This is a genomic window from Levilactobacillus brevis ATCC 14869 = DSM 20054 (assembly GCF_001433855.1).
GTDB classification, from domain to species: domain Bacteria; phylum Bacillota; class Bacilli; order Lactobacillales; family Lactobacillaceae; genus Levilactobacillus; species Levilactobacillus brevis.
Window position 1 is genome coordinate 286013 of sequence record NZ_AZCP01000003.1, and the last position, 13904, is coordinate 299916.

The following is a 13904-nucleotide window of genomic DNA, read 5'->3' on the forward strand; positions in this document are numbered from 1 at the left end:
ACTGGGGGAGATCATGTTGACGTTACAAGATTATCATTTAACACTACACGATGTGGCCAATCACCAACCGGCTTATTTGGAAACCGTCTTTTCCTTAGCCAACGGGCACTTCGGGGTACGGGCCAATGACCCCATCACGGGAAATCCGATTGCGGGGACGCTCATCAACGGCTTCTATGAAACGGCACCGATTACGTATGGCGAAGCCGGTGTGGGGTACGCGAAGGCCCACCAAACGATTCTTAATTTACCCGACTTTCGCCATATCAACGTGGCGACAACGACCGGACACAGCTTTACCAGTAGTGAGCGGACGAAAGTTGATCTGGATTTGGCAACGGGGGAACTCACGGAACACTACACGCTGCAAACACGGCAGGGTGAAACGATTGCGATGAGTGTTCAGTCTGTGATTGGGCAGACGCAGACGGCCTTTTGGGCGGTCAATTATGGGTTTCTTGCCGGTAACTATGCTGGTGGGTTGATGGTCAACAAAACCATTGCGGTTCCCGCCGAAGCTGAAAGCCTACCGTCTGCTGATCCCCGCAAGACGCGACTTGCCGGGCTGCCCATTTGTGAAACCACCTTTATGGCAAAAGACTTGCAGCAGTATCACGTTAAGACGCGGCAGACCAAGCAATCGGTGACCATCTATTTGGGGATGCTGACGACGCCGGGAAGTCTCTTGCGGCAGCCAGTAGACTTGAGCGACCATACAACGCACCACCTGAGCTATGAAGTCTATGTGGGGGAGATGGGTCAACAAAATACAATTGATCCCGCTCTCCCGTTTCCAGCAACGGCGCTAACGGCATTAATGACCGATAGTCGTGACTTTTGGCAAGATGTCTGGCAACGAAGTGAAGTCACGGTGGGGGGCAATGATGAGTTAGATCTGGCTATTCACTACAATCTCTTTCAATTGAACCAGGCGGCTGGACGTGATGGACGGACCAATATTGCGGCCAAAGGACTCAGTGGTTCCGGCTACGAGGGCCATTACTTCTGGGATACCGAGATGTATATGCTCCCGTACTTCATCTATACCAATCAGCCGATGGCCCGTCAACTACTGGTCTATCGGTACCAAACACTGCCACAGGCCCGGCAACGCGCCCGGACACTGGGGGTCGACCAAGGTGCCTTGTTTGCTTGGCGGACAATCAATGGCGAAGAGGCCTCGGCTTACTTCCCAGCAGGAACCGCACAGTACCACATTGATGCCGATATTGCTTATGCAGTGGGTAAGTATTACGAGATTACCCGCGATATTGATTTTATCAAGCAATGTGGCTTTGAAATGATTTTGGAAACGGCGCATTTCTGGGAAGCGTTTGGTTCCTGGCATCAGGTGGGCACGAGTCAGCGGTTTGAATTTCACACCGTTACTGGGCCCGATGAGTATACGGCGTTGGTCAATAATAATTACTATACCAATCGCTTAGCTAAACACAATTTTGAACTCGTCACGTATCTGGCACAGGAGATTTTGAAAGTGGACCCCAATGGTTTAACTAAATTTGGGATTGATGCGACCGATATTGATGCCTTCCAAAATCTGGCAGAGCACGTGTATTTGCCTTATAGTGCTGAACAGCAGATCAACGCGCAAGATGATAGTTTTCTGAGCAAGCCGCGCTGGCCGGTGGCGCAGTCAACACCGGAAAACTTTCCCTTGTTGCTCCACTATCACCCGTTGACAATCTATCGGTACCAAGTTGCCAAACAAGCGGACACGTTGCTGGCAGATTACCTGTTTCCAGAGGATTTATCGCCGGAGCAGTTGCAGCGGGAGTACCACTACTATGAAGGCGTGACCACGCATGATTCCTCTTTGTCGCGTTCGATTTTCAGTATTTTAGCGGCACGGATGGGGGATGTCGAGAAGGGCTATCGCTATTTCATGGACACGGCACAAATGGATTTGGTCAACCTGCAAAAGAACACGGCAGATGGTCTGCATCTCGCTAATTTGGGCGGCAGTTGGTTGGCTTTAGTCGCTGGCTTCTCGGGGTTCTACGTGCAAGACGAGGTGGTTCACTTTACCAATCATCTGCCGTCAGAACTGACGCAGCTAACCTACCGGATGAAGATTGCCGAAAGCGTGTTGGAGATTAAGCTGACGGCCACTGAGACAACGGTTGTGGTGATTAGTGGCCCTATTCCAACGTATGGTGTGAGTGTCAATGGACAGTTGATTTCGCTAGCCAAGAAAGTGCGTTGAAGTGGCGTGGCTCGGTAGATGTGAAAGGTAAGTAATACCAAAAGACAACGATTGCGGAAGTTAAGACCGTCAGTCGTTGTCTTTTCTGTGATGCTAGGCTAGCTTGATAATGAAAAGATACAGTATAAAATATATTGCTTATTCGTAGTGAGTACTATATAGTAATGGATACAGTCAAACGAAGGCGTAATTACCCGGAGCACGACTTAGCAAGATAGTCGGTTACGCCCTCCCACATTCTAGACCAGGGGGCGGTGAACATGACGATACTAGTGAGAAAGGTGTTGGGGGCGTGGCGTTCGCCATGGCGACCTACGTATTATCCTTAGCGATAGTCAATTTGGCTAGAGCATATCGGATAATAAAAAAGCTACTTCTAAAAAGAAGTAGCCCAACCCAAATACCGCACTAGACTTGCGAACTTGTGGTGGCCGGTCGGACGGTCGCCACTTTTTGTATTGATAAACATATTATATATGATATTTAACGGCGGTCAACCCATATAGGTCACAAAGGGCCTTGGTTGCGTGCATTTAATAAATCATCTGCTAAGTAATTATTGCGATTTGGTCACGTAAACAGTACGATGCCAGCAATAAGGGGGGATGAGCCATGTTATTACCAGATGTAGCTCTATCAAAGGAGCGGGTCATATTGTTGGTAAATTCGGTGATACTCGCGTTGGCTTGGGTACGCTACTTGTTTTTACCTAAAACACGCCCCAGTTTTGGTGTCTTGGGGGCGTTTACGCTGGTTTATGTGGCCTTGTTATTGCTTCAAATTATGGTAAATGGTCGTCACCGTGGACTGAAATTTTCACTAGACCTAAATGTGGTCTTTGGCAGCTACTGCTTGATTTTAGTGCTCCTGCCGCTTGCCTATGCCAATACTGCTATTGTGGATCATCTGACCGGTGCGGGCATCATCGTATCCCTGATAGGAGTGCCCCTGTCCTACGTACCGCGTAATAGACTCTATGGTATTAGAATTCCGGCAACTAAAAGTTCGCCAGCAGTGTGGCAAAAAACGAATCATTTAGCCGCGAGAATTTGCTTTGGTTTTGGTGGCTTAAGTTTTCTATTGGGACTTTTAGGGCAAGCCGCCTTCGTTTTGACGATGGCGGTAGGTGCAGTTGTGTTAGTGGTCGGCACTTCCATATATGCCAGAAAGCTATCCTGAAAGGTCTAGTCAAAGCTACCATGTTCCTGTGATTATTGGAACGTGGTAGCTTTGGCTTAAATCGGCGAATACCATGCTCACTAGTCAATCCCTAAACGTTAAGTGGTCGAACCACAAGACCGCAAAAAAATGGTTGTTCTCGTCAAGTGAATATGCTACATTTTAGAATGTAAGCGATTCCTCATTGGCGATTTTAGTCACTCGTCAAACAGAGCATCGCTAACCATGCAACATCATTTCAGATTCGGAGGAGATCACCCATGAAATTGACGAAAGTTGTTAGTCTATTAGCTGTGACTGCTGGTGCATTGACCCTAGTGGCGGTACCCAGCAATGCGCAGGCCAAGACCAAGAAGAAAGCAGCAGTTAAACCCGTGACGATTTATTTAACGCGGCATGGTGAAACGACTGGAAACGTGATGGGACGGGTTCAAGGATGGAGCGACTTCCCACTGACCAGCAATGGGATTGCCGTTGCCAACAACTTGGGACGCGGCTTGAAGGGCAAGACTTTCAAAGTGGCCTATGCTGGGAATTTGACCCGGCAACAAGTGACGGCCAAGCAAGCGCTCAAGTACTCGGGAAACAAGAAGGTTAAGGTCAACGTGTCCAAATACTTACGTGAAGGCGGCTACGGCAGCTTTGAAGGTGACAGTATTGCAGCTGACAATGCTTTAATTGCCGGTGTTTACGGCTTCAAGTCCGGGGATGAGATGATGGCCAAGCAAGGTAAAGACTACTGGAACCTGTTACAGGATGCCTACTACAAACTTGATCAAGAAAATAGCCAAAAGACCAATCTGGTGGCTAGTGACCGAGCAGAAAGTTCTAAGCAAGTACAAAAGCGGATGGCTAAGGAATTGTTAACCATCGCCAAGGCTACGCAAAAGCGGGGCGGCGGTAACGCACTGGTTGTTAGTTCCGGGATGTCCATTAACGAATATCTCTCAACCATGGCCGGTAGCAAGTACACGGGCGCACCGCTGAAGAATGCTGCGGTAACGAAATTAGTTTATAAACACGGCAAATTAGCCGTTAGTGGTCCGATTGGTTCCATGACTTACGTGGACAAGGGTGCTAAGTTAGCTAAATAGCAAAAAGATGACCTCACAGTTGTGGTGGGGTCATCTTTTTTCTATACTGAAAGCTATTAAGGAGATGATGCGCATGGCAGTCAGGTTAAAACCCTTAGCGAGCGAAGAAGTTGCGGCGTTTTGGCAATTAGCCTTCCGTGATCCGCAAGCGGCATGGACGCAGTGGAACGGCCCGTATTTTCACGATCACGTGCCAACCTATGCGGAATTTGTAACTGGACCCGGCCACGAGGCCTATGTGGACCGGCCTTGGCGTCAGGTGATTTGGGTAGATGATCAAATGGTGGGGATGGTTTTTGCATATTACGATGATACGCCGCTCAACCGTTGGCTAGATGTCGGCATTAGCATTTATGATCAGCACCGTTGGCAACGAGGCATTGGTAGAACAGCGTTATCGCAATGGATTGACTGGCTATGGACTCAAACGCCGCTCCCCCACATTGGTCTAACCACGTGGTCAGGTAATCAGCGAATGTGTCATCTGGCTGAGTCGCTGGGCTTACGTGAAGAAGCCCGTGTGCGTCAGGTTCGCTACTGGCAAGGTCGTTATTGGGATTCAGTAAAGTATGGGGTGTTGCGAGAAGAGTGGTACAAGCGATAAGTTACTAACTAATTAATTTTAAACCCAACGTTGCACTCAGAATCACAGCGACCCAGACGAGTTTACGCCAGTCTTTTGATTCACCGAAAAATAGCATCCCAGTAAGAACGCCACCGGCGGCCCCAATTCCGGTCCAGATTGCATAGGCGGTGCCCATCGGTAAGGTTTTTAACGCGAGTTCCAAGCCACCAAAGCTCAGGGTAAATGCGAGAATCATCAGGACCCACAGCCACCACGTCTTGCGGTGAAGTGCCCAATTCATAAAGGTGACGCCTAACATCTCACTTAAGCCGGCGCCAATGAGAAATAACCATGCCATCTTAGTTGGCCTCCTTTGTGGTTGTCCACTGCAGTCCGCCGATACCAGCCAACAGAAGCAGAATCAATGCAATTTTTAACCAGCTAACTGGTTCACCAAAAACGAACATGCCGACGCTGGTTGTACCAAGTGTCCCTAGACCCACGAACACGGCATAGGCGGTTCCGGCGGGAATTGATCGACTCGCCCGAATCAAAAAGTAGAAGCTGAGATAAACGGCTACCCCGGTTATCAGCCAAGCCCATAGAGTTGTGGCGTGCTTAAATCCGACCACCCAACTAACTTCAAAAACCGCGCCCAAAACGACGGTTAACCAATGTTTCCACATCATCAAAAACCTCCTGTTTGCTTAATTAAAATCAGCAATTATCAAAAAAAGAGCCTGAGAAATTTTGTCAATGACTGACAAAATCTCCCAGGCTTTTTCCCTTCCGTGTCTACGGACTGATCCGCAGGTTCTCTCTCGGACCAGACCCGTGTGGCGGAACCCTAGAGAACAAATTTATACGATTTGATAAGCTGGTTTTAGCTTAGCACACCTCAAAATTTGGGGCAACCAGAATGTTTGCGGTTGTCCATAGCACATCGTATAATGATGGTGTTGTGAAAATAATCACGATTAGTAAGGAGCGATTTAAATGACTCAGATATTTGGTAGTCCGGCTTCATACGTACAAGGTAAAGATGTCCTATTTGACAGTATCGCTTATTTAGAAAAGTTTGGTCACAAAGCCCTATTAATGGCCGATTCAGTGGTGTATCAAATTATTGGAGACCGATTCAGGGCGTATCTTGATGATCACCACATAGAGGTCCATAAGGTGATCTTTCGTGGAGAAGCGTCTCCTGAAGAGATTGACCGGATTACCGGCATTGGTCGGGAGTTTGGGGCAGATGTGATTATCGGTTTAGGCGGAGGCAAGACGCTGGATTCTGCTAAAGCAATTGCTGATAATCTACAGTTGCCAGTAGCCATTTTGCCATCGTTAGCGTCGACTGATGCGCCGTGTTCACGTTTATCGGTTATTTATCATGCAGATGGCTCGTTCAAAGAATACCGCTTTTACGACAAAAACCCTGACCTCGTGTTGGTAGATACCCGACTAGTGGCTGGTGCGCCAGCACGGTTATTAGCATCGGGCATTGCGGATGCGTTAGCCACCAATGTTGAGGCTCAAGCAGTTGCCAAGGGTGATAATGCCACTATGCTGGGCGCTAAACAAACGCTGGTCGGTAACGCGATTGCCCAGAAGTGTGAAGATACTTTGTTTGCTTACGGTCACCTTGCCCTCGAGTCCGTTAAACAACATGCTGTGACGCCAGCGCTCAATAAGATAGTGGAGGCCAATACATTAATGAGTGGTGTTGGCTTTGAAAGTGGTGGTTTGGCTGCAGCACACGCCATCCATGACGGACTAACGGCATTAGATGGACCGATTCATGAGTTAACTCATGGTGAAAAAGTGGCGTATGGCACGTTGACCCAACTCTTCTTGGAAGGTCGGAGTGAAGCGGAATTTGACCGCTATTTAGCCTTTGATTTGTCATTAGGGTTACCGACAACCTTAGCTGACTTGAAGATTCCAGATGTCACGGATGAAGACCTGTTGAAGGTTGGTCAGCAAGCAACTGCGCCGGCCGACACCATGGATCGTATGCCATTTAAGGTAACGCCAGATGATGTTGCCCAAGCCATGCGCGGCGTTGATGCCTATAGTCGCGCTTACCAGGCACGCCATGCAAAGTAATTAAAAGATTAGAAAAAACTGGTTGTGGGTCCGCATAAATACAAGCGGACCCGCAACCAATTTTTTATTATCCAGGATTGATTTGGTCAATACCTTTGATTCGCAGGTCAGCCAGACTGGCTAAAGGTTCAGGGTAGCGCATGATTAGACGCGTGAGTCCTTGAACCTCCTTAACTTGGAGCATGTGGCACTGGACGAGGATTGCGACATCTTCATCGAACTCGGCTCGGTCAATGCCGTCCCAGTCACGGGCGAAGGAATCCTCATGAACCACCGCATAGGGAACGTTGGTTTTCTTCGTGGTTTTATTTCCATAAAGCGCGTGGAAGAGAATAACGCCCCATCGGCGGCCGGCCCGCGCCGTTAGTGTGGCGAATTTGTCGGGGTCAGTTTTCTGCACATTTGCAGGACTGACCGCGATGAAGGAGGCGTTGGGATCAGGGTTAATGGTTTTTAAGTAGGCAAAGTAATCACGATATTTTCGTTGCATGGGTTGAGTTCCTTTCTTGATTAAAGTGTTATGTTCTTTATACCAGTTTTACCAGGGGCCTGTAAAGGTTGGAGCGGCTAGATTCAGCTATTTATTTTTAAAAGTAAGCGCTTACAGAAAATGGCACTGAAATCGCCCATAAGTGACCAATTTCACGAAAAATGAAATCGATTGTATTGCAATATTATCGGGATGGAAGCGCATTTTCTGAAAAAATAAAAATCCAAAAGCCCTTATTTTCACAAATTTAGCTTGCTATACTAATCTCGAATTAAAGATGGCTGTCTCAGTCAGATAACATTTAGTCAAAACGGTGCCGCGGGTCACGGCCCCCGGCGTAAATATGGAGGTTAGCAATATGCAACTCGGAAGTATTGAAGCAGGGGGAACCAAATTTGTTTGTGCAATCGGTAACGAGGATTATCGCACACAGGATAAGGTCCGAATCCCGACGACCACCCCAGAAGAAACGCTCAGTCAGACCATCGCGTACTTTAAACAGTTCCCGGATTTAAAGGCGATTGCCATTTCGTCTTTTGGCCCGATTGAGCTACGCCACAACTCACCTAAATATGGTTACATTACCAATACGCCCAAGGTTGGTTGGGCCAATACGGACTTTGTCGGTCGCCTCAAGCAGGAATTAGATGTGCCCATGTATTGGACCTCTGACGTAAATGGTTCGGCTTATGGTGAGTACGTGATGTCCACGCTATTCAACGAAAATATTAACTCACTCGTTTACTTCACGATTGGAACCGGCGTGGGTGCTGGTGCCATCATCGACGGGCACTTCGTTGGTAGCCTCGGTCATCCCGAGATGGGTCACGTCCGATTGAAACGCCATCCCGACGATTTAGATTTTCCTGGGATTTGCCCTTTTCACGGCGACTGTTTAGAAGGTTTGGTCAGTGGTCCCACGTTCGACGCGCGGCTAGGGAAACCTGGTAAGGACGTGCCACTGACGGATCACGTGTGGGATATTTTAGCCTATTACGTGGCCCAAGCCGCTTTACAGGTCACCTTGATGATGCGGCCTGACAAGATTGTCTTTGGCGGCGGTGTGGTGAGTGAAGCTTTTCTGGATAAGGTCCGCCACGAATTTGACCAGTTATTGAACCACTATGTCGATGTCGGTAAGCTCACAGATTACATTGTGATGCCAGCCGTCAAGGACAATGGGTCAGCCACGCTGGGGGATTTTGCCCTAGCACTTAACGAATACAACAAGTAAGAGAGGGAGATTTACTGATGAAAGCTTTAGTTCTAACGGGTACAAAACAATTTGAGATGCAAGATGTCACGACACCAACTGTCAAAGACGATGAAGTCTTAGTGAATACTGCCTATGCAGGGATTTGTGGGACTGACCGGGCCTTATACGCTGGGCTTCCTGGTTCTGCGGATGCTGTGCCACCAATTGTCTTGGGTCATGAAAATTCCGGAATTGTTGCCGCAATTGGTCGTAACGTGACCAACGTGAAGGTGGGCGACCGGGTGACTGTTGACCCTAACATCTACTGTGGCGAATGTGAATACTGCCGGACTGATCGTCCAGAATTATGTGACAACTTATCAGCCGTTGGGGTGACGCGTGATGGTGGTTTGGAAGAAAGCTTCACAGCTCCTGCCTCCGTTGTTTACCCCATTCCTGACAGTGTTTCACTGAAGGCAGCGGCCACGGTTGAACCAATCTCTTGTGCCGTTCACGGGGTCAAGTTACTTGATCTCACCCCTTATCAAAAGGCTTTGGTTATTGGGGATGGCTTTATGGGACAACTCTTTGTCCAATTACTGCAAGCCTATGGCGTTCACCAAGTTGATTTCGCCGGGATTGTTGATGAAAAATTAGCCTTTAACAAGGAAAAATTTGGCGTCACTAACACATACAACACCACTCGTGACAGCATTCCAGCCGACTACGACGTTGTGATTGAAGCGGTTGGTCTGCCACAAACGCAAGAACAAGCCGTTGAAGCCACTAAGAAGGGCGCACAAGTGCTGATGTTTGGGGTCGGTAAGCCTAACCAAACGTTCTCAATGAACACGTATGAAGTTTACCAAAAGCAATTGAAGATCCAAGGGGCCTTCATCAACCCATATGCATTTGAAGATGCCATTGCTTTGTTGGCAAGTGGGCAATTGGACGTGGAATCTTTGATCAGCCACGAAGTTAGTCTGGAACAAGTTGAAGATGTCTTGAATGGCAAAGTGGAACATGTCAGCAAGGCAGTTGTGAAGGTCAGCGACTAGTAAAGGTAAGGGATTATTGTGAAAGCTGAAGCACTTCGTTCAAACGATGGGATGGATACGATGGCAGTTAACAGTGGGCGCACCATTTCGATGGGCAAGGCGATTGCGTACTTTGCACTCTCCCTTGTGATTAATTCGGCGGGTAACGTCTTAACGCTGGTAACCAGTGCTAAGATTCACCCTTCTTTCCTCGGGGCGGCCTATTGGTCCGCAGCCGAAGCGAACTTGGGAACCGCCTTTCATTGGAACCTCTTTTGGGCATTCCTGATTATGGGTTTTCTCACGGCCGTTTTAAATGCCATTTTGATTCATCATTGGGATTGGAAACGGATCGCAGGAAACATGGTCTTTATGGTCCCATTCTCCGCATTGATTCAAGTTTTTGAAGATTTCTTTGATGGTAAGTATCCGGCGTTGTTCAGTGGATTACCGGAAGCCCGTAGTCTGGGAATGGTGATCCTATATGTCGGCTTGAACTTCCTTGGCGTGGCCTTTATTGCGGTGGCAATCTCGATTTACCAACGGGTTAACTTGGTTTTACATCCGGCCGATGATTTGATGCAGATTCTTCGGTTCCGGTACTTTAAGGGCAATGCAGCCAAGGCGATGTGGGCCTCATACATTCCACCAACCATCATGGCGATTGTTGCTCTGGTGATTACCCGAACATTTACTAACTTTGGGCTGGGAACCATCTTTGCTTTCTTAGCACAAGGTGGGATTACGGGTATCGCGGATAAGGTGATCTTCCCAAGATTGAAGCATCAAGCGGTTGACGTTGGTCAAGTAAAGGAGTCTTAATATGGCAGTGCAGGAATTTATTACGGGCATTCAACACGTGGGTATTCCCACAGCAGATTTGGATCAAACGATGGCGTTTTATCAGTCACTAGGATTTGAACGGGCTGGCCTCTTTCACAATGGTGAGAATCGCTGTGCCTTCATGCGCTTGGGCAATTTAACGATTGAAACGTGGGAAGGTGATCCCACGAATCCCACGACAGGCGCCATCAATCATATCTCATTAAACACCACGGATGTGGAAAAGGCGTTTGCTGCTGCTAAGCAACAAGGCTTACACCTGGTGAATACGGAAATTCAATCGATCCCGTCATTTTGGGATAAGGGTATTCGCTTCTTTAATATTCTCGGCCCAAATCACGAAACCATTGAATTCTGTGAGATCTTAAACTAATCGGTCCCCGGCCCGGAGCCTAGCGAAGGGCCGTTGGGGGGACACGGATAATCAGCAAAAGTTGTGTCAGAATCTTAGTTAGGCATGACCAGAAAACCGGCAAACCAGTCTCGATTACGAGAGTGGTTTGCCGGTTTTTGTGTACTTATGGTAAAAAAGACCACATTATCACGAAGAGACCAAATAACCCGTATAGGATTGAAAATAGTAAGTGGCGCTTATGGGTGTGGTCATGACGATATCTGATGAATCCAGTTATAAGGGCCAGTAGTAGGATAACTAGACCAATGATTGATAAAAAATACATGGGAAATAGCGCTCCTAACGGTTTTGAGTGGTGGCTTGTATTTGAGAAGCCAGATTAGTGATGGGAAACTCGTCAACTAAGGTGATGCGACAACCACCCTGAGTGGCACCGGCATTGATCAATTCGCCAATGTCAGCTTGTGCGGCATTGAAGCGGTTAGCCATCAGATTGCCACCGACAGTCCCCACAACTGCGCCCGGTAGGCCAGCAACTAAAGCACCGCCAGCGGGACCCCCCAGCATCAGAGAAACTGCGATCTTACCGTAATAGGTATGCAGGGCCACCAAGGCCGATTTATTTGGTGCAAATGTATTTAACCCACCATTAACCCACTTCTCAGAAAAAGTTGACGTTGGCTGACTGCTGGACGCGGCCGTCGGCATTAAGCGGTTATTGAGGTGTAATGGTATTGCTAATTCGGTGAAGTGACGTCCTAGTTGTTCTGAGTGATTAGCATTAAGCGACGTAGCGGCAATAAGGTGTTTATCAGCGAAAGCAGGGGGTGTCAGCGATAACCCACTGATGAGTACGAGGAGTAACAGTAATTTAGTTTTTCGGAAATTCATGTATGTATTTCACCCTTTGCCGCTGTATTTGTTAATTAGTATACCGGATAGGGGAACTGAATATAAGTGCCAATGGGATACATTATCGGGTAATTGTTAAAGTAGCACTAGTCCGTTAGTGTATAAATTAACGTTTCTAGTTATTTGCCACGACTTGTAAATAATCTCGCCCCCAAGTATCCATTGCCCGAATGAGGGGAACCAATGACTGACCCAGCGGAGATAAATGATAGCTGGTTTTGATTGGGACGTAAGTTCTATCGACCTCCTTGCAGATGATTTGGTCATGTTCCAGTTGCTTGAGCTGCAAGGATAGCATGCGCCGTGTACACCCAGATAGACTATTTAATAATTCGGTGTATCGAAGTTCTTGATCCATTAGACGACAGAGAATGATTGATTTCCATTTACCATCCAAAATTTTTAACGTAGTGTCTAGCGGGCACAGTTCTGTGTGGCGCGTGCGCATTGCCATTGCATCCATGAGACCATCTCCTTAACAAGCTTAGTGTAGCATAGTCTGACAAATAGGCGGATAGGTTACATTAAATTCCCGTATTGTGTTAGTTCAACAGTGACCGTATGATGGCGTTGTGAGGTGATAAAAATGTCAGAAAACAATAGCGAAATACCCAGTGGTCATGAGGGATTACTAGTAATTGGCCTATTCCTCGTTGTCTTTGTCATGGGGGCAGATTCGTTTATTATTTCACCGCTCTTACCAGCCATCGCACGTTCGTATCAAACAACGGTGGAACAGGCGGCTCTAGCGGTAACGGCCTACGCATTAGGTTATGCGGGTGGCGCGCCATTCTTTGGTCCGTTAGGCGATCATTTTGATAAAAAGCGGCTATTAGCAAGTGGTGTTAGTTTGTTTTTAATGGGGAGTGTTTTGTGCGCAATTGCACCAACCTTACCGATCCTGCTAGGGTGTCGCTTAATTGCGGGCATCGGTGCGGCATTGACCTTGCCTAACGTGTGGGCAACGATTGGCACCCAATTTAAGGGGCCGCGAATGCAGTGGGTGATGGGAATTGTCATGGCGGCTTTATCCCTGTCAATTGCTGTTGGCGTACCATTAGGAGCTACGGTAGCGCAGCTCAGTGATTGGCACATGGCCTTTTGGGCCTCAAGCATAGTGGGATTAGTGGCCGCCATTGTGCTGCTATTGTTAGTACCGTCTATGCCGATGTCTAACCGAGGACCTCTATCCTATGGGCAGCGATTTCGTGAGTTAAGACGACAAACCACTGTGGTGTCAACTCTTGGAATTACATTGATTTGGATGTTTGGATTTTATTTAATCTATACGTTTCTGGGGACGGTACTGATCCAACAGTTTCAGCTGAATACGGCACAGTCCGGAACGATTTTCATTGGCTATGGCCTAAGTAACTTTGGGGCCAGTTTCTTTGGCGGTTGGGTGATGATGCGGCTGGGAACCTTACGGAGTATCGTGATGACGGGCCTGGTATCCGCGCTGTGTGCCGTAGGTCTGGCTTTTAGTGAGACATTACCGTTACTAATGGGCTGGCTCGTTGTTTTAGCAGTGAACCAAGGATTTGGAGTAACGGCATTGAGTGCCCACATTGTTGCCCATGCTGGACAGAGTCGATCGACCGCCATGGCAGTCAACAGTTCGTTATTATATCTAGGATTAACGCTAGCCTCATTGGTCGGCGGAGTGGGCTACACGACGTTAGGGTTTCGTGGTTTATGCTTAATGGCCGCTATTACATTCGGACTAGCTGGATGCTTAGCTGACGGACTGAACCGGTGGGCCGACGTCGGGAATTAACGTCGCATTCGTAAATTTTATAATCTGATTAAGGCCTTTAATAAAGATTAAACAAAGTCCATTAGCTAGTGAAATAATTCTCTATGTCGTTATACTAAGGGCATCTTTAGGGTTACTAGTGGAGGAG

At 47.8% G+C, this 13904-nt stretch carries 15 protein-coding genes and 1 riboswitch; of the genes, 10 read left to right on the forward strand and 5 right to left on the reverse strand.

Features of this window, described 5'->3' with window-relative positions:
- Positions 1–13: 13 nt before the first annotated feature.
- The 4 genes from FC61_RS07135 (at position 14) to FC61_RS07150 (ending at position 5101) form a co-directional block, all read left to right on the forward strand.
- Positions 14–2224, forward strand: a complete 2211-nt coding sequence (locus FC61_RS07135; protein WP_042516702.1) for a glycoside hydrolase family 65 protein — start codon at positions 14–16, stop codon at positions 2222–2224.
- A 612-nt stretch (positions 2225–2836) separates the two neighbouring features.
- Positions 2837–3403, forward strand: a complete 567-nt coding sequence (locus FC61_RS12405) for an SdpI family protein (protein WP_021741245.1) — start codon at positions 2837–2839, stop codon at positions 3401–3403.
- A 260-nt stretch (positions 3404–3663) separates the two neighbouring features.
- On the forward strand, positions 3664–4497 hold the full coding sequence (locus FC61_RS07145; protein WP_021741246.1) for a histidine phosphatase family protein: 834 nt from the start codon (positions 3664–3666) through the stop codon (positions 4495–4497).
- 73 nt (positions 4498–4570) lie between these two features.
- Complete coding sequence (locus FC61_RS07150; RefSeq protein ID WP_035464277.1) at positions 4571–5101, forward strand: GNAT family N-acetyltransferase; 531 nt, start codon at positions 4571–4573, stop codon at positions 5099–5101.
- A gap of 4 nt (positions 5102–5105) precedes the next feature.
- Here the strand turns inward: FC61_RS07150 and FC61_RS07155 are convergent, their stop codons facing one another.
- Positions 5106–5420: a DMT family transporter gene (locus FC61_RS07155; RefSeq protein ID WP_021741248.1), complete on the reverse strand. Its 315-nt coding sequence runs from the start codon at positions 5418–5420 to the stop codon at positions 5106–5108.
- 1 nt (position 5421) lies between these two features.
- Entirely contained in the window at positions 5422–5748 is a 327-nt protein-coding gene (locus tag FC61_RS07160; protein WP_035464278.1) for a DMT family transporter, read from the reverse strand.
- Between the two features lie 82 nt (positions 5749–5830).
- Positions 5831–5924, reverse strand: a riboswitch (guanidine-I (ykkC/yxkD leader).
- Positions 5925–6058: 134 nt separating this feature from the next.
- Here FC61_RS07160 and FC61_RS07165 point away from each other — a divergent pair.
- Positions 6059–7168, forward strand: coding sequence for a glycerol dehydrogenase (locus FC61_RS07165; RefSeq protein WP_021741250.1), 1110 nt, complete (start codon positions 6059–6061; stop codon positions 7166–7168).
- Positions 7169–7235: 67 nt separating this feature from the next.
- Here the strand turns inward: FC61_RS07165 and FC61_RS07170 are convergent, their stop codons facing one another.
- On the reverse strand, positions 7236–7658 hold the full coding sequence (locus tag FC61_RS07170) for a hypothetical protein (protein ID WP_011668738.1): 423 nt from the start codon (positions 7656–7658) through the stop codon (positions 7236–7238).
- 358 nt (positions 7659–8016) lie between these two features.
- On the opposite strand from FC61_RS07170, the gene scrK reads away from it, so the two are divergent.
- Genes scrK through FC61_RS07190 form a run of 4 tightly spaced genes read left to right on the forward strand, consistent with a single transcriptional unit; the run spans position 8017 to position 11106 of the window.
- The gene (gene scrK / locus FC61_RS07175; RefSeq protein WP_024526177.1) at positions 8017–8892 is read left to right on the forward strand and encodes a fructokinase ScrK; all 876 of its coding nucleotides are present in this window, start codon (positions 8017–8019) and stop codon (positions 8890–8892) included.
- A gap of 17 nt (positions 8893–8909) precedes the next feature.
- Complete coding sequence (locus FC61_RS07180) at positions 8910–9911, forward strand: zinc-dependent alcohol dehydrogenase family protein (RefSeq protein ID WP_015474491.1); 1002 nt, start codon at positions 8910–8912, stop codon at positions 9909–9911.
- Positions 9912–9962: 51 nt separating this feature from the next.
- Positions 9963–10712, forward strand: a complete 750-nt coding sequence (locus tag FC61_RS07185; protein WP_035464285.1) for a DUF6198 family protein — start codon at positions 9963–9965, stop codon at positions 10710–10712.
- Position 10713: 1 nt separating this feature from the next.
- On the forward strand, positions 10714–11106 hold the full coding sequence (locus FC61_RS07190; RefSeq protein ID WP_021741253.1) for a VOC family protein: 393 nt from the start codon (positions 10714–10716) through the stop codon (positions 11104–11106).
- 321 nt (positions 11107–11427) lie between these two features.
- Here the strand turns inward: FC61_RS07190 and FC61_RS07195 are convergent, their stop codons facing one another.
- Together FC61_RS07195 and FC61_RS07200 are read right to left on the reverse strand one after the other, a co-directional pair.
- Positions 11428–11979: a hypothetical protein gene (locus FC61_RS07195; protein ID WP_021741255.1), complete on the reverse strand. Its 552-nt coding sequence runs from the start codon at positions 11977–11979 to the stop codon at positions 11428–11430.
- A 136-nt stretch (positions 11980–12115) separates the two neighbouring features.
- Complete coding sequence (locus FC61_RS07200) at positions 12116–12463, reverse strand: winged helix-turn-helix transcriptional regulator (RefSeq protein WP_021741256.1); 348 nt, start codon at positions 12461–12463, stop codon at positions 12116–12118.
- A gap of 123 nt (positions 12464–12586) precedes the next feature.
- Between FC61_RS07200 and FC61_RS07205 the strand changes: the two genes are divergently transcribed.
- Positions 12587–13777 (forward strand): MFS transporter, encoded by a 1191-nt coding sequence (locus tag FC61_RS07205; protein WP_021741257.1) that lies wholly within the window; start codon positions 12587–12589, stop codon positions 13775–13777.
- Positions 13778–13904: the final 127 nt, after the last annotated feature.

Excerpts from the sequence above, each read along its gene's own strand:
- FC61_RS07135 (WP_042516702.1), top strand. The coding sequence starts at position 14 with ATGTTGACGTTACAAGATTATCATTTAACACTACACGATGTGGCCAAT.
- FC61_RS12405 (WP_021741245.1), top strand. The coding sequence starts at position 2,837 with ATGTTATTACCAGATGTAGCTCTATCAAAGGAGCGGGTCATATTGTTG.
- FC61_RS07145 (WP_021741246.1), top strand. The coding sequence starts at position 3,664 with ATGAAATTGACGAAAGTTGTTAGTCTATTAGCTGTGACTGCTGGTGCA.
- FC61_RS07150 (WP_035464277.1), top strand. The coding sequence starts at position 4,571 with ATGGCAGTCAGGTTAAAACCCTTAGCGAGCGAAGAAGTTGCGGCGTTT.
- FC61_RS07155 (WP_021741248.1), bottom strand. The coding sequence starts at position 5,420 with ATGGCATGGTTATTTCTCATTGGCGCCGGCTTAAGTGAGATGTTAGGC.
- FC61_RS07160 (WP_035464278.1), bottom strand. The coding sequence starts at position 5,748 with ATGTGGAAACATTGGTTAACCGTCGTTTTGGGCGCGGTTTTTGAAGTT.
- FC61_RS07165 (WP_021741250.1), top strand. The coding sequence starts at position 6,059 with ATGACTCAGATATTTGGTAGTCCGGCTTCATACGTACAAGGTAAAGAT.
- FC61_RS07170 (WP_011668738.1), bottom strand. The coding sequence starts at position 7,658 with ATGCAACGAAAATATCGTGATTACTTTGCCTACTTAAAAACCATTAAC.
- scrK (WP_024526177.1), top strand. The coding sequence starts at position 8,017 with ATGCAACTCGGAAGTATTGAAGCAGGGGGAACCAAATTTGTTTGTGCA.
- FC61_RS07180 (WP_015474491.1), top strand. The coding sequence starts at position 8,910 with ATGAAAGCTTTAGTTCTAACGGGTACAAAACAATTTGAGATGCAAGAT.
- FC61_RS07185 (WP_035464285.1), top strand. The coding sequence starts at position 9,963 with ATGGATACGATGGCAGTTAACAGTGGGCGCACCATTTCGATGGGCAAG.
- FC61_RS07190 (WP_021741253.1), top strand. The coding sequence starts at position 10,714 with ATGGCAGTGCAGGAATTTATTACGGGCATTCAACACGTGGGTATTCCC.
- FC61_RS07195 (WP_021741255.1), bottom strand. The coding sequence starts at position 11,979 with ATGAATTTCCGAAAAACTAAATTACTGTTACTCCTCGTACTCATCAGT.
- FC61_RS07200 (WP_021741256.1), bottom strand. The coding sequence starts at position 12,463 with ATGGATGCAATGGCAATGCGCACGCGCCACACAGAACTGTGCCCGCTA.
- FC61_RS07205 (WP_021741257.1), top strand. The coding sequence starts at position 12,587 with ATGTCAGAAAACAATAGCGAAATACCCAGTGGTCATGAGGGATTACTA.